Source organism: Ruegeria sp. HKCCD9138, assembly GCF_057220975.1.
Map to the genome: position 1 here is coordinate 1 of NZ_JBWVAZ010000016.1, position 22,222 is coordinate 22,222.

Annotated in this window: 18 protein-coding genes; 7 read left to right on the forward strand and 11 right to left on the reverse strand. The window is 56.2% G+C overall.

Translation table 11 applies throughout. The features are described from left to right. Positions 1-141: 141 nt before the first annotated feature. The 9 genes from AC2TEL_RS20110 to AC2TEL_RS20150 all read right to left on the reverse strand — a co-directional run bounded on the left by AC2TEL_RS20110 (position 142) and on the right by AC2TEL_RS20150 (position 11,421). Positions 142-546: an SMI1/KNR4 family protein gene (locus AC2TEL_RS20110; protein ID WP_480906509.1), complete on the reverse strand. Its 405-nt coding sequence runs from the start codon at positions 544-546 to the stop codon at positions 142-144. Between the two features lie 283 nt (positions 547-829). Then, on the reverse strand, positions 830-2,014 hold the full coding sequence (locus AC2TEL_RS20115) for a tyrosine-type recombinase/integrase (protein WP_480906512.1): 1,185 nt from the start codon (positions 2,012-2,014) through the stop codon (positions 830-832). Between the two features lie 604 nt (positions 2,015-2,618). Further along, positions 2,619-4,187: a trimethylamine methyltransferase family protein gene (locus AC2TEL_RS20120; protein ID WP_480906514.1), complete on the reverse strand. Its 1,569-nt coding sequence runs from the start codon at positions 4,185-4,187 to the stop codon at positions 2,619-2,621. Positions 4,188-4,212: 25 nt separating this feature from the next. Then, positions 4,213-5,412, reverse strand: a complete 1,200-nt coding sequence (locus tag AC2TEL_RS20125) for an aromatic ring-hydroxylating oxygenase subunit alpha (protein ID WP_480844281.1) — start codon at positions 5,410-5,412, stop codon at positions 4,213-4,215. Between the two features lie 8 nt (positions 5,413-5,420). Beyond that, entirely contained in the window at positions 5,421-7,487 is a 2,067-nt protein-coding gene (locus AC2TEL_RS20130) for an oxidoreductase (protein ID WP_480906517.1), read from the reverse strand. An 84-nt stretch (positions 7,488-7,571) separates the two neighbouring features. After that, positions 7,572-8,627, reverse strand: a complete 1,056-nt coding sequence (locus AC2TEL_RS20135; protein ID WP_480844283.1) for an extracellular solute-binding protein — start codon at positions 8,625-8,627, stop codon at positions 7,572-7,574. Between the two features lie 18 nt (positions 8,628-8,645). Next, positions 8,646-9,746: an ABC transporter ATP-binding protein gene (locus AC2TEL_RS20140; protein WP_480844284.1), complete on the reverse strand. Its 1,101-nt coding sequence runs from the start codon at positions 9,744-9,746 to the stop codon at positions 8,646-8,648. Positions 9,747-9,766: 20 nt separating this feature from the next. After that, positions 9,767-10,561: an ABC transporter permease gene (locus AC2TEL_RS20145; protein ID WP_480906520.1), complete on the reverse strand. Its 795-nt coding sequence runs from the start codon at positions 10,559-10,561 to the stop codon at positions 9,767-9,769. Further along, positions 10,558-11,421, reverse strand: a complete 864-nt coding sequence (locus AC2TEL_RS20150) for an ABC transporter permease (protein WP_480844286.1) — start codon at positions 11,419-11,421, stop codon at positions 10,558-10,560. Before AC2TEL_RS20150 ends, AC2TEL_RS20145 begins: the two co-directional genes overlap by 4 nt. Positions 11,422-11,611: 190 nt before the next feature. On the opposite strand from AC2TEL_RS20150, the gene AC2TEL_RS20155 reads away from it, so the two are divergent. From AC2TEL_RS20155 to AC2TEL_RS20175, 5 genes are all read left to right on the forward strand, one after another. Continuing rightward, the gene (locus AC2TEL_RS20155) at positions 11,612-12,253 is read left to right on the forward strand and encodes a TetR family transcriptional regulator C-terminal domain-containing protein (RefSeq protein WP_480906523.1); all 642 of its coding nucleotides are present in this window, start codon (positions 11,612-11,614) and stop codon (positions 12,251-12,253) included. 485 nt (positions 12,254-12,738) lie between these two features. Then, positions 12,739-13,650 (forward strand): LysR substrate-binding domain-containing protein, encoded by a 912-nt coding sequence (locus tag AC2TEL_RS20160; RefSeq protein WP_480844288.1) that lies wholly within the window; start codon positions 12,739-12,741, stop codon positions 13,648-13,650. 201 nt (positions 13,651-13,851) lie between these two features. Further along, complete coding sequence (locus AC2TEL_RS20165) at positions 13,852-15,048, forward strand: 2-aminoethylphosphonate--pyruvate transaminase (protein ID WP_480906525.1); 1,197 nt, start codon at positions 13,852-13,854, stop codon at positions 15,046-15,048. A gap of 15 nt (positions 15,049-15,063) precedes the next feature. After that, positions 15,064-15,849 (forward strand): phosphonoacetaldehyde hydrolase, encoded by a 786-nt coding sequence (phnX, locus tag AC2TEL_RS20170; RefSeq protein ID WP_480906528.1) that lies wholly within the window; start codon positions 15,064-15,066, stop codon positions 15,847-15,849. A 13-nt stretch (positions 15,850-15,862) separates the two neighbouring features. Then, positions 15,863-17,296 carry a sulfatase-like hydrolase/transferase gene (locus AC2TEL_RS20175; protein WP_480906531.1) on the forward strand — a complete coding sequence of 478 codons (1,434 nt, stop codon included), beginning with the start codon at positions 15,863-15,865 and terminating at the stop codon, positions 17,294-17,296. A 15-nt stretch (positions 17,297-17,311) separates the two neighbouring features. Here AC2TEL_RS20175 and AC2TEL_RS20180 read toward each other — a convergent pair whose 3' ends face one another. Both AC2TEL_RS20180 and AC2TEL_RS20185 read right to left on the reverse strand, forming a co-directional pair. Beyond that, positions 17,312-18,622 carry a GH1 family beta-glucosidase gene (locus AC2TEL_RS20180; protein ID WP_480906533.1) on the reverse strand — a complete coding sequence of 437 codons (1,311 nt, stop codon included), beginning with the start codon at positions 18,620-18,622 and terminating at the stop codon, positions 17,312-17,314. A gap of 1 nt (position 18,623) precedes the next feature. Then, entirely contained in the window at positions 18,624-19,655 is a 1,032-nt protein-coding gene (locus AC2TEL_RS20185; RefSeq protein ID WP_480906536.1) for a LacI family DNA-binding transcriptional regulator, read from the reverse strand. 217 nt (positions 19,656-19,872) lie between these two features. Here AC2TEL_RS20185 and AC2TEL_RS20190 point away from each other — a divergent pair, with 217 nt between their 5' ends. Both AC2TEL_RS20190 and AC2TEL_RS20195 read left to right on the forward strand, forming a co-directional pair. Next, positions 19,873-21,141: an ABC transporter substrate-binding protein gene (locus AC2TEL_RS20190; RefSeq protein WP_480906539.1), complete on the forward strand. Its 1,269-nt coding sequence runs from the start codon at positions 19,873-19,875 to the stop codon at positions 21,139-21,141. Between the two features lie 67 nt (positions 21,142-21,208). Further along, positions 21,209-22,216 carry a carbohydrate ABC transporter permease gene (locus AC2TEL_RS20195; RefSeq protein ID WP_480844295.1) on the forward strand — a complete coding sequence of 336 codons (1,008 nt, stop codon included), beginning with the start codon at positions 21,209-21,211 and terminating at the stop codon, positions 22,214-22,216. Positions 22,217-22,222: the final 6 nt, after the last annotated feature.

Sequence of the window (22,222 nt, forward strand, 5' to 3'; positions counted from 1 at the left end):
GCCTCTTTGTGCTCGAAGAAAGTTATTTGTGTCCATGCTTCGTGCATCGCACGCTGAGCACCTATTCTCAATGTCAAAGAAGGGCTCGAAGCGGACCAAGCTGCCGTTTGCCCGGACTGAGTACATGATAGTCGAGCGGCACTAGTCCTCATATTTTTGAAAGTCGCTGCGAAAGACACTCAATATGTTCTCACCCAATTCTGTCACCTCAGTACCTTGGTTGTGATGATACTCAATTATTTCGTGCGGTGCCTCAATTCTGATGCCCCAGACTTCGTCGGCAGATGAAAAACCGAAGAAGACAAACTGTGTCGGATTGACGTCAGTTAGACGCCAGTATTCTTGTTCAACCCATAGCCAACGCGTTGTTTTGACGAGCGAACCTATGAAGTCGTTTTCAGTTAGGGACAGGAGGTACTTTGCATTGCCCATAGGCTCCCTAAAACCGTCACACTCAAGATAGAGGTCTCGAAGAGGTTGTGGAAATCTGACCCCCAGCAGTTTTTCGGCGGCGCGGATTTCGTTGACTGTCGCCGGTTTGGACATTCTTGCATTTGGAATTGTAGATTCAATAGACATTCGCTTGGACGTGACCAAATGAGTTTCCCATTAAGGTAGTCATAGCGACTATCTGAACCGGTACAATGGGCTCTAAGCTGTCATTCGAGAAATCGGCATGGATCGTGGTTTTCCCTACCCGGGGTATACCCGGACCCGCGTATACCCCGGGTAGGGAGAAAAGCCCTATGTAACGTATCGTATACGTAGACGCCCTATGTAATGTAACCCGCCTATGTATACGTTAAGGGGGTTGGCCGCGCTGAATGCCTTACCTAACTAGACGCAGCCCATGGTTTGGTTCCTGCGCGCCTACGATTGTATTGAGCCGTGCGGCGTTTTCTTCTGCTGCCTGCCGCACCGGATCATCGGCCAGATGCGCATATCGCATCGTGGTCTGAATCTGGCTGTGGCCCAGCAACCGCCCGACCATCTGAATGGGCATTCCCGAAGATACTGCATTTGACGCATAGGTATGGCGCAAGTCATGAATGCGGACATCATTCAAACCAGCCCGCTTACGTATACGACGCCATGGCTTTTGCAGGTCGGTCGCGTAGTGGCCGGGAACAGCCCCGGCAATCACGTGGGGATTGTCAGGAAGCCGTGGCAGGGCGCTCAGAACCGCTCGGGCCGCTTGGGGCAGGGGAATGCGCCGCGCGCCTGTTTTGGTGTCTGGAAGCTCCATTCCTGCGTCAGTGATGAAAGACCATTGAAGGGTCTGGATTTCACCAAGGCGACACCCGGTCAGGATCAGCAACCGGAAGGCGGCAACAACAAAGGGCGACTCCGAGCCATCCCGTTCCGCGTCTGCCAATACCTGCCCGAGCCGTTGCAGCTCGTCTTGGCTCAGAAACCGTTCCCGTTTCTCTTCGCGATATTTTGGGACATGGCGACAGGGGTTTGATCCGTCAGGCCGCAAGCCCCAGATTTCCGCCAGATTGAAAATCTTGGACAACACGCCCAATGTCCGATTGGCTTGATAGGGTTTGTCCCGAAACTTGTGATGCAGTTCGGCTATGTCTTTCCGTTCCACGTCGACCACTTTGAAGCTGCCGATGGCCGGAAGGATGAATAGATCAATCGCCCTGCGATACTCCCCTTGGGTGGACGGCTTGCAGCGTTCCTTGACGTGGGTGTCAAAGAACCGCTCACACAAGGCCGCGACAGTGGGTGCACGGCGATGCTGGGCAATCTCTTCGGCTGGGTTCTCACCCTTAGCTACTTGCCCCATGAGTTCCTTTGCTAGCTTCCGCGCTTCGTCGACGGTAATCTTGCCATGTCGTCCAATAGAAACGCGCCGTGTCCGTCCGCCTTTGCGATACTGTGCTTGATAGGTTTTTGCCCCGGAGGGCATGACGCGGACACCAAACCCTGCAATCTGACTGTCCCAGACAAAGTAGTCTTTTATATCTATCGGCAGGGCTTCTACAGCGCGTTTGGTCAGTTTGGGCATCACTCATCCTTTCTCTACCGTCGCCCCGTGGAAGCATAATGGAAGCAACTGGAAGCGGTTCATGGCGTAAGAGGTAGGAACGGAGCGTGCCGGTCGTCAATAATAAATAAACGATTCCAATACGATATGGTAAATCAGCGTTTTCCAGAGTAGTTGGTGCAGGTGGGCGTAAGCTATCTCATAACCTGAAGGTCAGAGGTTCAAATCCTCTCCCCGCAACCAACATCCAAACAGCCCGTTCGATCTACAAACAGTCCACTGGACTGTTTGCTTTACGATCTCACCTCGTCAGGCTCATAACCTGAAGGTCAGAGGTTCAAATCCTACTCCCGAAACCAAACTGAACGGTCGGAAAACAACTACTTAGCCTCGCAACCCGCAGGGCTTTTTGCATTCCGCCAACACAAGTGAAAGCACTGTGGAAGCAAGTTGTGAGTTGCAGTTTTGCAACGTCGGGGAAAACCGCGAAAATAGTATGTCAATCTGACTATCTGCGACCCGAAAAGTCAGCGCGTGCCACGCGCAGTTGCATTCAGGGCTAATGTGCCGAGTGTCGAGGCAACGCAATATGCTGGTTGCGACGCCTTGTTTTGGATTGCTGCACTCATCCGGCGCGCATCTTCTCAGGCGGCAATTTGATCGGGAATTTGGAGCGCACCTCTTCGTCCATCTTGCTACCAAAGTAATTTGGGTAGTGGTTGGACAGAATGTCATCCACAACGGATCGGCTCCGTTCAAACAGGTCCTGCCGACCGGCTTTCTCCCAGGTATCGGTCAATTCCCGATCCATCAGGGTTGGATAGACATACTCGATCTCCATGTACTGCAAGGTCTGCGCGTTGCCGAGGAAATGACCCGGATCAATTGCGCAATCATGGATGACGTCAACCGAAAGCGTGTCGTCGCTCACCTCGATTCCTCGAAGCGTCCGGGAGATCATGCCCGCTGCCTCGTTGTCGATGACCATCGATTCAAAGCTGCAGCCCATCAGGCTGCCGAGCATCCCGCCAAACTCGCACAACCGGTTTGCCCCAGCATGGGCCGCCAACGCGAAAGTCAGCGCTTTTTCCAGCCCATATTGGGCGTCGGGGATTTTGGAATCCGTCATGCCACATCCGACGCTGGTGGGCAGGTTGTAGAAATTGCCCATCTGGATTGCTGCGGCGGAAATCAGTGCCTGCTCACCGCTGCCCCCTGTAAACGATCCTGTACGCAGATCGGTGATGAAGGGCCATGCCGCAAACACTACCGGGGTCCCTGGGTTGATCAAGTTGGCGATGGCGACGCATGACAAAGTCTCGGCCACCGCTTGAGCCAAGGTTCCAGCCAATGGCGCAGGAGACGTCGCCCCAGCCTGCGGAGGAACGGCAAGGTCACACACAAGGCCCATCTTCGCTGTATCAATCAGGATTTCCAGATTTTCTTGCCCGAACCGGAGCGGTGAGACGATGGGGCACCCGCCAAAGATTACAGAGGGCTTTTTTAGGAATTTGCCCTCGCCACCCGATGCCAAATCGAACAGATGGATCGCGTCTTTAATATGCTCCCGCGTGCGGAACGTAAGGCAGGATGGTTTCTCACTACCCGCCAGAATTGCGTAGAGCATGCTCATATCATGTTCGTAATCTTGCGGGACATCCGTCGCCAGAACCGTGTCGCCGGTCATATGGATGTTGTCGAGCCGATCGACCAGACGGGTAAAGTCGTAGATATCCTTGAGCGTCGAGGGCCGGTAACTGCATGTTTCCGCGTCGAACGTTGTTACCGCGGTGCCGGAGTTTGCGTAATACACCTTGTCCTTGGTGCAGTGCATGTCGTCCTTACCAGCCCGCGATCCACGAGCATGGACATAGAATTCGCTGGCCGCCTTTGCCAACAGGTCTTCCATCAAGGCGCGGGGGAAGCACAGCCTGCCATGCTCATTCACCGTCGCCCCTTTTGGCAGCACGAGGTCAAGGATTTCCTGCGTGGGATCGCCCACGCCTGTACGCTCCAGAATGCGGAGGGCGGCATCGTGAATGCGCGCCATGTCTGCATCGGACAGCGGTTTGTATCGCCCACCCGGGATGCCCGGCCAGATTGCCTGCGAGGCGGCGTTGCTGGTCCGCACGGCCGCCCGCGCTTCACGCCCGCCCCCGCGCCGCCTTGATCTGCGCTGAGTTAATTCTGTCATGTTTCTTCTCCGAATTCTGAGCGTATCAGATCATGCTGAAGTAATTGCGATAGAAGCCGGGAATGCTCCATTCCATCTCGGACAGCGGTCCGGGTTCGAATCGGTGTGAGTTCACGCCTTCCTGATTGTGCCGGATGATCCGTTCGTCATCGAGCGATGTGACATGCCAGAGCCATGTCAGGGCGTCCCTGTCATAGTCGCGCCCCTCTTCAGCGTCGCCGCGCACGTACCATACGATCTGAATATCCGTTTCCTGCAGGGAGCGCGGGACAAACCGGTATCCGACGACATGATCGGCATAAACAAGGAAATAGTTAAGAGTGCCGATCCCAAGATCAGTGGCCCCGCCGTCATGTCCCTTAAGTTCACCCAGAGGCGGCGCCAAGGGCGCGCCGTCCTTGCTGCCGGTCGTGTAGCCGGGGAACAGCGGGTAGCGCCGCCAATAGACATCTGCACCCGGCGCAACCGCATTTTCTCCGGTCAGGTCGAGCTGCTCAACGGGTACTCCGGCTTCTTGCATTCGCTCATGAAGTGCGCCGCTGAACTCCAGAACCTGAGCGGGGTCTTTCAGGGAATGGCTGCGCGAGTAATCCTGGTGGGACGGGGCGCAATGATAGCATTCCAGATAATTCTCTAGTGCCAGTTTCCAGTTCGCCGGCACTGGGTACGAAGCCTCATGAGCGACCTTCAGGTTTTCAAAGTCGAACGGCTTTGAAAGGGGGGCCAACTTTTCCAATGCTGGGTCCAGCGGCGGAGCGTTTTCCGCCGTGCAAACGAAGATCAGACCCTGAAAGATATTCACCTGAACCGGGAACAACCCGTATTCGCCCGGATCAAAATCCGCTCCCATTGACCGCCCATTGCGCAACCTGCCGTTCAGATCAAAGGTCCAGGCGTGATAGGGGCAGATGAAATTTCGGGCCTTGCCCTTCTGTTCAGTGCAAACTCTCGATCCCCTGTGGCGGCAGACGTTCAGATGCGCGCGCACCTCTCCCGCGCGATCCCGCACGATGATCACGGATTCGGGGCCGTAATCAAACAGGAAGTAGTCACCCGGTTCGGCAACCTGACTTACATGGCCGACCCAGATCCAGTTTCGGTTCCAGAAAGATCGGATGTCATTCTCGTAGACTGCCTGAGACGTGTAAAAATGGCGAGGCAGGGCGAACCCCTCGCGCTGCGTCTTCATCAAGTCGCGCATCACTTGCAAGTCATCTTTCGGCATAGCGCACCTCATGCAGTTTCTAGGGATATGAGTTCCCGACGGAAAAATTCGCGGTCAATATCAACCGCATTACGTTCGAAGTTGCGGGCCGCCATGTGGCCCGAATAAACAGCGTCGGCGATAAGCCCGGGATTTGCGGCATCGCCAATCAACTCCAACGTTTTCAGAGGACTGTCGGTCAAACCGCGCAGTTCATCAAAAAGAGCGGTCTCGCGTGACCGTTGCGTTACTAAAAGAACCGACCCGCATTCGATGTTCCGGGTTCTGTTCGTATAAACGCATTGTACCGTCGCTCGCCCGGGGCCTGCGTCGGCAATGGAATGTGACGTGATTATGCGAACACCTTTTTCCAGAAGGCTGCGCTGCACCCGGGCCTGTTCCAGGGTCAGGTCCGTGAAAGGTGAAACCATCGAAGCCGGGGTAACAATGACAATCTCTTGACCCGCTTGCGCGAGATGATCTGCCAACACACCGCCAAGATACGCCTGATCATCATCGTAGATCAAAACCGGGCCGTCCCCTGGCTGTACGCCCGACATGATGTCGTCCGGTGTGTAAACGTTCGATCCTTGCTGAATGTCGACACCCCCAAATGCGGATTTTCCGCGACCGTCTCTGCGCCAGGTTGCTCCGGTCGCGAGAAAAACGTTTGGAATACCCAATTCAATGACATCGGCTGCAGAAAGGCGACTTTCAGTGAACAACTGAACGTTTCCGCGTTGCTGCAGATCAAAAACCCGATGATCTGCGACTCTTTTCCAGGCTGACAGCCCGGCCAATGACGACTCAAGGGCAACACGCCCGCCTAGCTCGGAACCGGCCTCTGCAAGCATTACGTCATAGCCACGTCGCGCCAATTGCATGGCACATTCCAGGCCGGCAGGTCCCCCTCCGACAACGAGGGCCGCTTGTTCGTCGACCTTGTTTTCAATGATCTCAGGGTGCCAGCCGCGACGCCACTCTTCGCCCATCGTCGGGTTTTGCGTACACCGTATCGGAATCCCCAGTGAGTCGGACGACACACAGATATTGCAGCCGATGCATTCGCGGATCTCCTCGATGCGGCCCTCTTTGATTTTGTTGGGCAAAAACGGGTCCGCTATTGACGGCCGGGCCGCGCCGATGAAGTCCAGCACGCCCTTTTTCACCAATGACACCATCAGATCCGGAGACGTCAGCCGGCCAACACCGACAACAGGCTTGGAAGTGACCTGTTTGACGAACTCGATATAGGGCGTTTGAAATCCGTCGCGCGGCTCGAACCGGGTGGTGGCGGAATCGTTGCTCCAGTTCGCGACATTGACGTCCCACAGGTCAGGTATGTCTGCCAGCATTTCTACAACGGCGCGGCCTTCTTCCTGCGCCTGCATGCCATCCGAACCCAGCATTTCATCTACTGCAAAACGCAAGGCGATGGCGCAGTCGTCACCAACCTCTTCCTTGGTGTCTTCCAGAAGCTCACGGGTCAGCCGTATCCTGTTTTCCAGCGATCCGCCGTATTCATCGGAACGATCATTGAACTGTGGAAGCAGAAAGTGGTGTGGCAACGTCATGTGATGGCCAGCGTAGATGTAGACAATGTCAAATCCGGCCTCACGGGACCGGCGCGCCGCGGCACGGTGCCATTTTCGGAACTCGCGAATGTCGGCTTTGTCCATCGTTCTGGCCTGTTTTGGATAAGGTGTTTGTAAAGCCAGTTCCGATGGGCCGAGCAACGGTGCGCGGCTCAGGTGGTTTTGCGCATGGTGACCGTTGTGCGCCAATTCGATGGCTGCCAGAGAGCCTTTCTGGTGTACAGCGTCGGTCATCAAGCGCAGTGCAGGAATATCTCTCTCATCCCAGATGCGGTTTTCGGCATAAGGGGATAGGTCAGACGTGGGATGAATCTCTGTCTCCTGATTGGATACGACGGCCCAGCCGCCCTCGGCTTTCATCGCCCGCATGGCGGCCTCGGCCCGCGGGCGCAGGTGCCCCATGCCGTTACAGTGAGGCACCTGATAGAACCGATTTCGGGCCGTAACGGGCCCGATTTTCACCGGTTCGAAAAGAATAGAGTATCCGTCAGCGCCTGACATTACCGCGCTTCCTCCAGAAAAATCGGAATTTGTTGATCGGAAATGGGCAACCTTTGCGGATCCGCCCATCCCGGTTTTGCTGGCTTAGAAACCTGCCTTGATGCGCTCGAACTCCTTCAGCATCTTGGCTTCCAGCTCGGGGTTCACAGCGTCGAAGAACAGGCTGCCCTCGAAGAAACTGTCGACGTCCGAGAACCCGTAGGCTTCGATCAGTTCCGGGTCTGCCTGCGCAAAAGCGTCCTGATTGGCGTGTGCATAGCCCCAGCTTTCGATGATGTACTTTCCGCTGTCGGCAGAACTCAACGCGTTGAGCATGTCGTAAACCTGCTCATCCGACTGCTTCGCGGATTTCAGATGGACGTATCCGCAAACCCATGTGGCGATGCCCTTGTCCACGTCACGCATCATGACCGCAGGAGTTTCGTTCCAGATCAGGTTCAACTCTGATTGGTTCCATCCCCAACCCATCGTGACCTCGCCGCTGGCAAGCGCCTGATCAAGCTGACCGGCGTCTGACCAGTAGAACCGTACATTCGGGTGAATCGCGCGCAGATAATCCGCGGCTTTCTGGAATTCCTCGTCGCTCATGTCGGTGTAGCTGGATGCCCCGGTCGCCAGGGCCGCCATGGCAAACGCACTGGACGCAGCATCAGGAATGGCGATTTTGCCCTGATGTGCCGGGTCTGCCAGCAATTGCAGCGAGATATCGTCCGCAGGGATCATGTCGGTGCGATAGATCAGTCCGGTGTTCCCCCATTCGAAAGGAACCATATAGGTCTGGCCGTCGATCGTGATGCCATCGACCTCCTTGATCTTCGGCATCAGCTTGTCCCAGTTCTCCAGCTTGCTGGTGTCGATGGGCTTGAGCATGTCCGCCGCAACCCATTTGCGCAGAGCGTCTGTGCAGGGGTGGGCCAGATCCGCTTCGAAACCGGATTGAAGCTTGGTGAACGCCTCTTCCACGCTGCCGAAATAGGTGTAGCTGGGCGGGCCGCCATATTTCTCGACATAGGCGCCGAAGAACCCCGGGTCTTCGTAACCCGACCAATCGAAAACGGTCAGATCGGCCGCGTTTGCAAGCGCCTGACTCGCTGTGAAGGCAGCGATCGCCGCTGCGGTAAACGTTGTAGTATTAGTCATTTCTCTCCTCCCACAGATTCATGATCCACGCTTTCCAAGATCGATTACCGAGGCGTTTTGAACGCCCAGCCAAACGGTGTCGCCACGGCCGTAATCGACTGTATGAAAGTAGTTTGGAACGGCGACCGAGATACTTTCCGCCAGACCGTCAATTCGAACGTAGTAGTGCACGCTCTCGCCATAAAAGGCGACGTCTGACACCTGGCCTTGGACATAGGCGTCGTATCCGTCCGGTTTGTCTGCCGCGACTTCCAACTGCTCGGGCCGAATTCCGACCAATAGCTTTTTGTCATGCACCCGGACATTTGGGTTCACCCCAATCGTCATTTGCCCAAACCCCTGAACGTCAACTTCCAGCGTGTCCTTGTTTTCGGCGGTTATTTCGGCGTTCAGGAAATTCATTCCGCCAATAAAGGATGCGACTTCGCGGTTGCAGGGTTGGGAATAAAGCACCTCGGGTTTGTCGACCTGCTTGAGCTGGCCCGCAAACATCACGCCAATCCGGTCAGACATGGTCATCGCTTCGTACTGGTCGTGTGTGACCATGACGAAGGTGATGCCAAGTTTCTGTTGAAGGCGGCGCATCTCAAGCTGCATGGCTTCGCGCAGGTTTTTGTCGAGCGCGGACAATGGTTCGTCCAGCAGCAACACCTTAGGACGCATGACAAGCGCGCGGGCCAGCGCCACGCGCTGTCGCTGGCCACCCGACAATTCATTCGCCTTGCGGTCCTGCAATCCGCCAAGTTCAACCATCTCGAGGGCTTCGGCGACTCGTTCCTTGATCTCTTTCCGAGACAGCTTGGTCTTTCGCAGGCCGAATCCGACATTGTCACCAACGTTCAGGTGCGGAAAGATCGCATAGCTTTGAAATACCATATTGGTGGGGCGCTTGTTCGCCGGGACATCGCCCATCGTGCGCCCATCAATTCGAATCTCGCCCTCTTCGTGATCCTGAAAGCCTGCGATGATGCGCAGGGCCGTCGTCTTTCCGCATCCGGAAGGGCCAAGCAGCGAAAAAAACTCGCCCTCCTTCAATTTGAGGTTCAGGTCGGATACAGCCACAAAGGTTCCAAAACGTTTTTCAACGCCCTGAATTTCGATGATGTTCTGTTCACTCATCTTGTTAGTTTCCTTTGGCTTCAATCCGAGGATTGGGTTGAACGGCGGCGGAAATACTCGGCGATCAGCAGCAGCAGAACCGAGGACATCAAAAGCAGTGACCCGAGCGCGAGCGTATTGGGGAGCTTTGCCGGAAAGCGGATCTGGCTCCAGATGTAGACGGGCAGTGTCGGGCTGTTGCCGGACAGGAAAAAGGCCAGAACGAACTCGTCGAAGGACACAGTGAACGTGACCAAAAGGCTGGCGATAATGCCCGGCGCGACAATTGGCAGAGTGACACGTCGGAACGTTCCAACGACGCTTTCGCCCAGATCAAAAGCCGCTTCTTCCAGTGACTGATCGAAATCGTCAAAGGCGGATTTCATGATCGAGACAGCGAAGGGTAACGCCACAAAGACATGGCCAAGGATCACGGTTGTCAGCGACGGTTTCAACCCGATGCTGATGAACAGAACCAGCATGGAACTGGCGACGATGATGCCGGGAATGACCAATGGAAGCATGACCAGCCCTTCGGACAATTCGCGTCCTTTGAACCGATAGCGGACATAGGCACGCGCAGCGAACAGGCCCAGAGAGGTCGCCATCAGGGCGGTCACACTACCGACAATCAGTGAGTTCACCATTGCCTGCAACAGCGTGTCCTGCTGACCAAGTTGTGCGTACCATTTCAGGGTGAATCCCTTGAGCGGAAATGCCACGATGGTTCCGTCATTGAACGAGAAAAGCGGCAGCAGCAGCACCGGCAGATAAAGAAACACCAGATAGGCTACTGCATATACAAGCAACCAGGGGATCCGAATGGCTTGAGTCATCTGATCCTCCGGCCCAATGCTGTGACGAGCACCACGAACAGGATTGCAACGCAGCCAACCGAAATCATGGCAAGCAGAGACAAGGTTGCGCCCAATGGCCAGTTATTGGCAGCGCCAAACTGCACCTGAATCAGATTGGCGACCATCTTGCCCTGAGATCCGCCGACTAGAGCCGGGGTAACGTAATCACCGACCGTTGGGATGAAGATGATCAGGCAGGCTGCGATGATCCCCGGTACGGTCAGCGGCAGTGTTACACGCACAAAACGCTCCAGCCTGCTACAACCGAGATCCGTGGCCGCCTCAAGCAGGCTGCGGTCGATCTTTTGCAGGGACACGTAGATCGGCAGGATCGCAAAGGGCGCCCAAGCGTGCGCGAGGGTCAGCACTACGGCAAACTCGTTGTAGAGCAAAAAGGTCAAGGGTTCCTGTATGATGCCCAGCGAAATCAACGCCGAGTTCATTACACCGTTGAACCCCAGGATCAGCTTCCAGCTAAAAACGCGCAGCAGATAGCTGCTCCAGAAGGGAATGGTGATCAGTAAGAGCCATAGGGTTTTTTTCTGCGTCCGAAAGGCAATGAAATAGGCAATCGGATATGCAAGGCACACGGTTGCCAACGTCACCGCGCCCGCAATTGCCACGGATCGGATCATCAAGTGACGCACCAAAGGGTCGGTAAACGCCTCGTGATAATTCGCCCAGGTCAGCGTGCGATCGACCTCGACATACGTCTGCGTCCAGAAGCTGTAGGCGACCAGAATGCACAGCGGCACCGCGACAAGCAGACCCACATAGAGCGTCGCAGGCGCGCTCAATGCCAGGCCCTTGCCCGATTCACTTCTTATGACTCCAGCCATTCTTCCCTGTCGAACTTTGCTTTCGGTGACGTGCCGACCTCCATCACAAAATGGACAATCGTCCATTTAAATCTGGAATTTTCCGGCAAGCTGTGTCAACTGATAATTTCAATGGTGGATCTGGACGGTTTACCAAACTCCGCTAGAACACAATGCAAGTGACTGAAAACAAATAAGACCACTGGTTGGAATGACAGGAAAGCGCCAACAGATACGCGAACGAAACCGTCTTTCACTGATCGAAGCGGTCCTCGACTCGGTTGCCGAAAAAGGGATTTCGGAGACTTCGGTCAGCGAAATCATTCAGCGTGCCGAGCTGTCTCGCGGCATGATTCACCTACATTTCGGCGGCAAGGATAACCTCGTGGATGAGGCCGCACGATATTCGTCCGAGCAGTATTACAACGGAATTTACGCGTTGCTGGAAACGACCGGCCAGACCGGCCAGGAACATATCGAGATGATTATCCGTGGCGATCTGAGTGAGGACATCCTCAACAAGAAGAATGTGTCGATTTGGTATGCCTTCCGTGGTGAAGCCCGCAATAGGGCGGCTATAGCCGCGTTCTCGGACACGCGGGACGCGAAACTTCGGAACATGGTGTACAACGCGTTTGTTCGCATCGCGAAAGAAGCAGAAGCCGATTTGCCACATCAGATTGCACGTGACGCGACCCACGGCACGCTCGCCATGTTGGAAGGCATGTGGACAGACTACCTGCTGCACCCGGATTCATTTGATCGTTCGGAAGCACTAAGAATTGTTTTCCGGTTCTTGAGCGCGATGTTCCCGACGCATTTCGATATCAATGGCGCTTTGTGCCCACGTTGAATCATGAACTTATGAAGAGGCCGGATTGTGCTCGCAAAACCGCGCTCGCTGACCAAAAATCGCAGTAATTGTGAACAGAGTGATGATGTACAAGAGCAGCTGAGGTTGAACCATCTGGGAATAAGATCCACGGATACCGTCGGACAACTTGAAATCTAATAAGCGGCGCAGTGACCATTCACTCTGGTCTAACCGAAGCTTGGATAATCATTGCATAGAAGGCCGAACACGGTGAGGAAAGGACTGTGAAGATACTCATTCGGGAACATTGCGAGGCAATGCCAGCCGCGTGGTCGGCACCCTGACTTCGAAGCGCGCCGCAGTTCTGGTTGCATTGACTGCCTGCTACTGGTCAATTGGCTGAAGGCCGCGCGCAGCGAAACACGACGCATACCAAGGTTGGCATATATGGCTTTGGCATGTTCCCTTTTGTGATGATCGGCAAATAGAAAGACGACTCAGATCGGGTCAAGGTGGATCGGAAAATGGCAACACCCTCTGGTTTGAGCCTTCGGCAATTGCAGGCGCTGGAAGCTGTCGCACGCACAAAGAGCTTCACCGCCGCCGCTGTTGAGCTGGGTGTTTCGCAGCCCACGGTTTCTAACCTCGTCGTCTCAGCAGAGCGACAGACAGGGCTGAAATTTCTGCATCGGCAGGGCAATCTGATCAGGCCGACCGAGAATTTTGAAATCATCCGCCCAAAGATACGGGCATTGTTGGCGTTGAAATCCGAGGTCGATCTGCAAGTGTCGGATCGGTCGGAGTTGAAGTCCGGTCCATTTTGGGTCGGGTACTCGACCCAGCAGATTGCGATGCCGTGTATTGCCAGATTCATTCATGCCCACCCAAATGTGATGCTGAATGCGCGGTCGCTGGCGTCTTTCGACCTGTTTCCGCTGTTGCGCAATGGCGAGATTGATGTGGCATTTATCACCGCGCAACAACCGCCGGAGGATTTTCATTGTCTGGAAATTGCCGATTGCCGTATCGGCATTGTGACTCCGGCAGATGGGCCATTCGGTGATACAGACCTGTTGAGTTGGTCGGACCTGGACGGAGTAAGACTGATTCAGCGCGAGCCGCAGGCAGGAACGCGGCGAATTTTCGATGATGCCGCTGTTCAGGCCGGCGCAAGCGTTCAGACTGTCCTGGGGCTTGGCTCCTGGGGGTCCATTACTTCTCTGGTGCGCGAGGGAATCGGCCACGGAATCGGTTTGGACAAGGAGATGACGCGAACCGATCGGGATTTGCGTTTTGTACCGATTGACGATGAACTGCTTCGTGCCCGACAGTATCTGGTCACTGTCCCGACGATGGCAGAAACATCTTCGGTGCGTCTGTTCTTTGAAATGGCAGAGAAATTTTGCGCAGAGCAGACGTTGGACGATGAGCCGTAGAACTCAGCTCTGGGGTTTTGGATTTTGTTTCCGTCACTTTCTTTCGCTAACAAACGGCTGCACATGATGCCTGCCCGTCCAGGTTAACCTTAAACTTGGGGGAATTTCTCTGACTGCCGCGAAAATCGGTTGAGATGGGGTAGGGAAACGTATACGACGACCATAGAGATAGGCTATGTTTTTAACAAAGTCATGCATGACATGAATGGAAAGATGATGCCAGAAACAGCACTGCCAAGGCCATCTCAGGGTGAGCCCTATCTGTTGACACCGGGTCCTCTGACGACGTCGGTGCAGGTCAAGCAGGCCATGCTGCGTGATAGGGGCAGTTGGGACGGTGATTTTCGCGCAATGACCGCGGAAATGCGCCGGCGTTTGATTGCATTGCTGGGTGAAGGACACCAGGACTATGACTGTGTGCCTCTGCAAGGCAGCGGAACATTTGTTGTCGAGGCAATGCTGTCTTCCTTTGTGCCGAAAGATGGCAGGGTTCTTGTGTTGTGCAACGGAGCCTATGGCAAACGCGCTGTCGAAACGTTGGGCTATCTCGGTCGGGCGTGTGCTGTCATCGACATGGGCGACTACCTTCCTCCGCGCGGAACTCAGGTTACCGAAGCATTGGCCGCAAATCCGGAAATCACGCATGTGCTGGCAATCCATTGCGAAACAAGTTCGGGTATTCTGAATCCCTTGCAGGAAATTGCGGATGCAACTGCAGCCGCTGGGCGCAAGTTGCTGATTGACTCGATGTCCGCCTTCGGGGCAGTTCCGCTCGAACCCAACAAAACACCATTTCAGGCGATGGTCAGTTCAGCCAACAAATGTATCGAAGGCGTTCCCGGCTTCGGGTTTGTCCTGGCAGAAAAATCCGCATTGAAAGACGCTAAGGGGAACAGCCATTCCCTGAGTTTGGATGTTCACGCGCAATGGGCGGCGATGGAAAAGACCGGGCAGTGGAGGTTCACACCACCAACGCACGTGGTCGCGGCTTTCCTCGAAGCGCTCAAAGCGCACGAGGCCGAAGGTGGCGTGGCAGGGCGCGGTGCGCGGTATGCGCAAAACCGGGACGTGCTGGTCGCGGGTATGCGTGGACTCGGGTTCGAGACGCTGTTGCACGACGAATGGCTGTCACCCATCATCACCACCTTCTTTTGCCCCGCCGATCCGAACTTTGAGTTTGGCGTCTATTACGAACTGATGAAGGATCGGGGGTTTATCCTGTATCCCGGCAAACTGACCAGATCGGAAAGTTTCCGCATTGGCCATATCGGACAGGTGGACGCAGCCGTGATGCAGGCTGTCGTCGACAATACAGGCGAAGTGTTGCAGGAAATGGGCGTCCAAAGCGCCGCGCCGTCCCCATCGGACCTCAAGGAAAAACAAGCCGAACCGGCCTGATCTAAGGAGAAGAACATGAGCAAATTCAAAGCGGCCGTTTTTGACTGGGCCGGAACGATTGTTGATTTCGGGTCTTTCGCGCCGATGGGTGTCTTCGTGAAAGCCTTTGCCGAATTCGGCATTGAGGCAACGATCGAACAGGCGCGTGCACCGATGGGCGCCCCGAAATGGGATCACATCCGGACCATGATGGACATGGAGGATATCGCCGCGCAGTGGGAGGCGAAACACGGCAATCGCCCGACGGATGCGGATGTGGACAAAGTTTATGAAGTCTTTGTCCCGATGAATGAGAAAGTTGCCGCCGACTATGCTGACCTCGTTCCCGGTGCCAAAGCCGCGATCGACGAGTTGCGGTCCATGGGTCTGAAAATCGGATCGACGACGGGTTATACCCGCTCGATCATGGAAAATGTCATTCCGGTTGCCGCCGAACAGGGTTACGAGCCCGACAACCTGGTCTGTTCCGATGATCTGCCCGAAGGCCGCCCCGGTCCGCTGGGCATGTATAAGTGCATGGTTGATCTGGTGGCCTATCCACCCCAGGCCCTAATCAAGGTGGACGACACCGAGCCGGGCATCAAGGAAGGTGTTGCAGCCGGGTGTCTGACTGTCGGTGTTGCCTTGTCCGGCAATGCGGTCGGCAAAACACCGGAAGAGCTGGCGGCATTGCCCGAGGCCGAAGTCGACGCTTTGCGCACCCACGCCACGAATATCCTGAAAGAGGCCGGCGCAGATTACGTTATCGACACCGTTGCCGACCTTCCGGCGCTTGTAAGGCAGCTGGACGCCACCGCCTGAGTGCGCTTACGTGATGTCTGAAGACCAAAACCTTCTTTTCGTGGTCATTGACCAGTTCCGGGCAGATTTGCTGTCCGGAGCTTTTGCTGATCTCGTAGCGCTGCCCAACCTCCGGCGGCTTGAGGCGAGAAGTGTGGTCTTCAGCAATCACCACACGGTGACTGTGCCATGCGGTCCTGCACGGGCCAGTCTGCTGACCGGGCAATACGCCATGACGCATGGCTCGCGGCACAATGGAACCCCGCTGTCAAACAGGACACCTAACATCGCAACCAGCCTGCGCCAGGTGGGACGAGAGTTGTTGTTGTTCGGGTATACGGACACACAGCCGGATCCCTACGGGCGTGCGCCGCTTGACCCGGCGCATCGCTCTTATACAGGGCCGATGGACGGCATCACCGAAGTGCAGGAAATGCGCGAAGAAGCCTGGGCCTGGTTGGCGTATCTGCGGGGCAAGGGATACGATGTCCCGGACGCGGGGGCTTCGGATTTCGAGCGGCTCTACCGACCGGTGGACGGCGCTCTGGGCAATCCGGCCCTTTATGCGTCCGAGGACAGCGACACCGCCTTTCTGACCGACCGGGTGATCGAGCAACTGGACGTGCGCAAGGCGCGGCCATGGTCTGCCTTGGTCACCTACATTCGGCCGCACCCTCCGTTTGTCGCCCCTGATCCGTGGCACCGATTGGTTGATCCGGCGGCAATGCCCGCACCAGCCGTTGCCGAGTACGAGCACCCGTTCTTTGCAGCGCATCATGCGGAACCCAGTATTCATGATCTATTCTGGGGATTCGACGGAGATCAGGTGGCGATGACGCCCGAGCAGATTGCGCTGTGCCGGTCGACATATTTGGGTCTGGCAGCGGAAGTCGATCATCACATCGGCCGGCTTCTGGACTGGCTGGAGGCCTCGGGGCAGGCGGACAGCACTGTGCTGGTGTTGACCGGTGATCATGGCGAGATGCTGGGCGATCTGGGCCTTTGGGGCAAGGTTACGCCGCATCGTGCCGCATCGCATGTTCCGCTTATGATAAGCGGACCGGACATTGCGCCCAACCGGATTGACCGCCCCACACAGTCGATTGATGTCACGCCAACAATATTGCGCCATTTTGGCGCTTCTGTTCCTGCACAGATGCAGGGTGCGGATTTGCTAAATGGCGAGGTAGGGCGCAACAATACGGCAATGACCGAGGTTCACTTTGGCGGTCTGGAAGGTCCAGGTCGTTTTGAGCGTGCCTGGAACCTGCCGACCCGGGCTTGTCAGGCCGTCGCATTCGAAACGGTAGACCATCGGTTCGTGCATTTTGCTTCCGGCCAGGCGCCGATGCTGTTTGACACAAATGTCGATCCGGGGTGCCAACGCAATCTTGCCGGTAACGAGCCGGAATTGGTTGCGGATTTGCAGCGTGCGTTGCTGAACCACCGTATGCAAGCGCTCGGGTAATTCGGACACTTGGTTTCAGCGGCGGTTCAAGGCCTGTTTCAACGCGTGGTACGATGCCTTTGGAGTCCGCTTCAGGGTGTCGAAGTCCACATCGACCAACCCGAACCGCTTTTCGTATCCCAGCGCCCATTCGTAATTGTCCAGCAGTGACCAGATAAAGTACCCGTTGACGGGCACCCCTTCGCTTAGGGCATGCAGAACTTCCGCAAGGTGGAGATTCAGGTATTCAATTCGGTCTTCATCCTGACTGCGTTCGCTGCTGGCCATACCGTTTTCTGTCACGTAGATTGGCAAATCCCCGGTATATTCGCGAGCAGTCCGTATCAAAAAACGCGACAGCGCAGCCGGGTCGATCTCCCAACCCATCTGGGTCTTGGGCAGGGGGCCGGGGACCTCTTTCAGGCTCGGCCAGGCGCTGTTGTCGGGCGCGATAAGTTTGCGGGTGTAGTAATTCAGCCCGCACCAATCCACCGGTGCGCCTATTGTGTCGAAGTCATCCTGCCATCCGTCCGGTAGATGCGCTTCGAGCCCGTCCAGAACAATCGGCGGGTAGGATTTTTTGAAGACACCGCCCAGAAAAAACTGGTTGTAGATTCCGTCATAACGGCCCGCCGCCAGCCGCGCCGCGTCGCTGTCGTCCACCGGTTCGGCCCATTCAAGGTTGAACACAGCGCCCAGATTCGTCATCCCCAGTCCCCGCATCGTTTCGATGGCGCGGCCGTGGGCCAGCAGGACATGGTGCATGGCGCGGGCTGTCGCGCGGATGTCTCGCAATCCGGGCGCGTGATGCCCTTCGAAATGGCTCAACCAACTGACGCACCAAGGTTCGTTGATCGGCGCGACGCTGTACATCCTATCACCAATCCGGCCCATGATGATGTCGGTGAAATCGGCAAACCATCCGGCAATGTCCCGATTGCGCCATCCGCCCAGGTCGGCAAGAGGCGAAGGCAGTTCCCAGTGGTACAACGTTGCGCATGGTCGAATACCGCGCTCGAGCAGCGCATCTGTCAGGCGGTCATAATAGTCCAGACCTTCCTGATTGACTGGCCCGCGCCCCTCGGGCATCACGCGTGCCCAGCTTGTGGAAAAGCGGTAGCAGTCAAACCCCGCGTTCTGGATCAGGTCGAAATCCTGTTCAAATCGATTGTAATGATCGCAGCCCACGTCGCCGTTTTCAGCCCGAACCACGTTGCCGGGCGTGGCGGAAAAACTGTCCCAATGTGTCGTTCCTGCGCCGCCCTGCGCGTGACCCTCGATCTGATAGGCCGAAGTCGCGACCCCAAACAGGAAATCATCAGGGAAGTCTTCACGTGTGTATTTCATTTCAGGACCTTTGCGGGGCTGGGCCGGTTGAGCTGCCAACGACCAGTTCAGCCTCGAGCAACTTGGTTTTGGGGGGATCGTCGGGGGCATCTATTCTCTCGATCAGCATTTCCGCCGCCAGTTCCCCGGCATGGCGGACCGAGGATCGGGTGGCGGTAAATATCGGCACGTCCTGCCCGTTTTTCATATACGACAACTCATCATCATGGGCGATGACGGACATGTCGCGGCCCATGCGCAGGCCGTTCTCTTCCAGCGCCCTGCGGACACCAACAGCCGAGATGATGGAAGACGCCAGAATGGCCGTGGGGGGCTCATCCATCCTCAGCAGCTCGCACATTGCCTTATGGCCATAAACTTCGGTCATTTCGGCGCTGCGGAGCAGGGTGGGATCCGGCGACAGACCGGAGGCCTTCAAAGCGGCCATGTATCCATTGCGCCGCCTTTGAGCAAAATCCATATCCTCCAACCCGTTGATCAGCGCGATGCGCTGATGGCCAAGGTCAATCAGAAACTGGGTCGCGCGCTCGAAGGAACGTTGGTTGTTTACGTCGATCCAGTCATAAGTCTCGGTTGCCCCGGTCGAACGGCCGTGCACGATGAACGGCACGCCCATTTTGGACAGAACCGATATGCGCGGCTCGTCCACTTTTGGGCCCTGCAGAACGATTCCGTCCACCGCGCCGCGCTTGAACAAGCTCTGATACGCCTCTTCGACCGAGGTGTCGGCGGCATGTGTGAACATCATGTCATAACCGTTATCGGCGTATTTCTTTGCGGCACCCGCAACGAAATCACCGAAGATCGGGTTTACCATTTCGTGCCGGGATGAGCTGGGAATCACGTGCCCGATCACCATCGACCGTCCGGTCGCCAACCCTTTTGCGCGGCTGTTCGGACGGTATCCATGCTTGGCGGCTGCAGCCTGAACCCGAACACGCGTCTTCTCGTTAACCTCCGGATAGCCGTTCAGGGCGCGGCTGACTGTCGTCTGCGACAGACCGAGAATTTCAGAGAGCTGTTTAAGGTTCATAGTCTCAAAGCGCCTTCAAATTCGCGTTCTGTTTTGTTTTGTGTGTAAATTGGCAATCCGTCAACCCGTTTCGGCGGTTTTGGCGATATTGTTAATAATAAGGGCAATATGAAACACATCATTGACAGGCGCCGAATGTTAGCGGATAAAGTAGTTCATCCAAAGCGCTTTGGAAACTGAGTCTCGAAAGCGCATGTCAACGTTGGGAGGAGAATTCATGAAACACTCGCTTTACGCAGGCGCGGCCACGTTCGCCCTGATGGCGGGCGCGGCTCAGGCTGAGAAAGTCACCGTGTTTGGCCCTTGGCTGGGGCCGGACCAGGAAAACGTCCAAAAAGTGCTGGATGGCTTTGCCGCGGCCACCGGTCATGAATACGCCTATGTCGGTTCGGACAGTTTCGAACAACAGATCCGCATTGATGCCGAGGCGGGGTCAGCGCCGAACGTCGCTGTGTTTCCTCAGCCGGGTCTGGCCGCTGATATGGCGCGGTCGGGTTTCCTGACACCCCTGAGCGATGGCACTGCCGATTGGATTCGCGACAATTACGCCGCCGGTCAGTCGTGGGTCGATCTGGGTACTTACCCGGGACCGGACGGCCAGGATCACCTGTACGGCTTTTTCTATAAGGTCGATGTGAAGTCGCTGGTCTGGTACGTGCCCGAGAACTTCGAGGACGCAGGTTATGAAGTGCCGACCACGATGGAAGAGCTTAAGGCGCTGACCGACCAGATCGTGGCCGACGGTGAAACCCCATGGTGCATCGGACTGGGGTCCGGCGGTGCGACCGGTTGGCCGGCGACCGACTGGGTCGAGGATATGATGCTGCGCACTCAGTCACCGGAAGACTATGACGCCTGGATTTCGAACGAGATGAAGTTCAACGATCCGAAAGTTGTCGCCGCGATCGAGGAATTTGGCGCATTTGCACGGAACGACGATTACGTGGCAGGCGGTGCAGGTGCGGTCGCAACCACCGACTTCCGCGACAGCCCCAAAGGCATGTTCAGCTCGCCCCCACAATGCTACTTGCACCGTCAAGCCTCTTTCATTCCGGCGTTCTTCCCGGAGGGAACGGTTGTCGGCGAAGATGCGGATTTCTTCTATTTCCCGGCTTATGAAGGCAAGGATCTCGGCAGTCCGGTACTGGGCGCAGGTACCGTGTGGGCGATCACCAATGACAGCCCCGGCGCGCATGCTCTGATCGAATATCTGCGGACACCCGAGGCGCATGAGACCTGGATGGCATTGACCGGGTTCCTGACGCCGCACAAGGGTGTGGATACCGCCGTCTTCTCGGACCCGACGCTGAAGAAGATGAACGATATCCTTTTGGGTGCGACGACTTTCCGGTTTGACGGGTCGGATCTGATGCCCGGTGGCGTTGGAGCGGGCACATTCTGGACCGGGATGGTCGATTACGCCGGCGGTAAGTCCGCGCAAGAGGTTGCGGATGAAATCCAGTCCTCCTGGGATGCGCTGCAATAACCGCATCTGAAACCGGGCGGTTCATCAATTTGGACCGCCCAACCCCTCCTTGGAAACGGAGAGCGTTATGCATCCGGCACTTCAGGGCCTGCTGACGATCGCCATCGGCGTGTCGGGCTGTGTGGGCTACTTCTATCTATCCAATCAGTTTCTGGACAAGGTTCTGTTCCCGCCACGCGGACCCAATGCGGGCCGCAACATCAACCGTGCGAACATCATCCGTCCTTGGCTGTTCCTGTTTCCTGCGCTGGCCGCGCTGGGCCTGTATCTGGCGTATCCGGTGGTCGAGACCCTACGTCTGTCGCTGACGGATCGTCTGCCTGGCGGCGGCTATGAATGGGTCGGTCTGGAAAACTACAAGCAGATGGTGGCAGAGCCGAAATTCTGGGAAGCCATGCGCAACAACATGCTGTGGCTGATTGTAGTGCCCGCCCTGTCGACATTTCTTGGCCTGCTGGTTGCGCAGCTGACCGACCGCATTCGCTGGGGCAACCTCGCCAAAGCGCTGATCTTCATGCCTATGGCTATTTCATTTGTCGGGGCCGCCGTGATCTGGAAGCTGGTCTATGACACGCGCCCTGTGGAACAGGATCAGATCGGAATTCTGAACGCCCTGTACCTCTTCTTCGGTGGGGCCGAGCCACAGACATGGCTGACCATCCCGCTCTGGAACAGCTTTTTCCTGATGATCGTATTGATCTGGATTCAGACCGGCTTCGCCATGGTCATTCTGTCGGCCGCGCTGCGTGGTATTCCCGAGGAAACCGTCGAAGCGGCCATTCTGGATGGCGCGAACCCGTTTCAGATCTTCTTCAAGATCAAGGTGCCGCAGATCAAGACAACCATTCTGGTGGTCTGGACCACGATCACCATTCTTGTCCTCAAAGTCTTCGACATCGTGTTCGCCATGACGAACGGCCAGTGGGAGACACAGGTTTTGGCAAACTACATGTATGACAAGCTGTTCCGCGCCAACGATTGGGGCGTGGGCTCGGCCTCGGCCATGGTGATCATGCTGCTGGTGACACCGATCCTTGTCTGGAATGTGCGCAATGCGCGCAATGAAATGAAATAGGGGTGT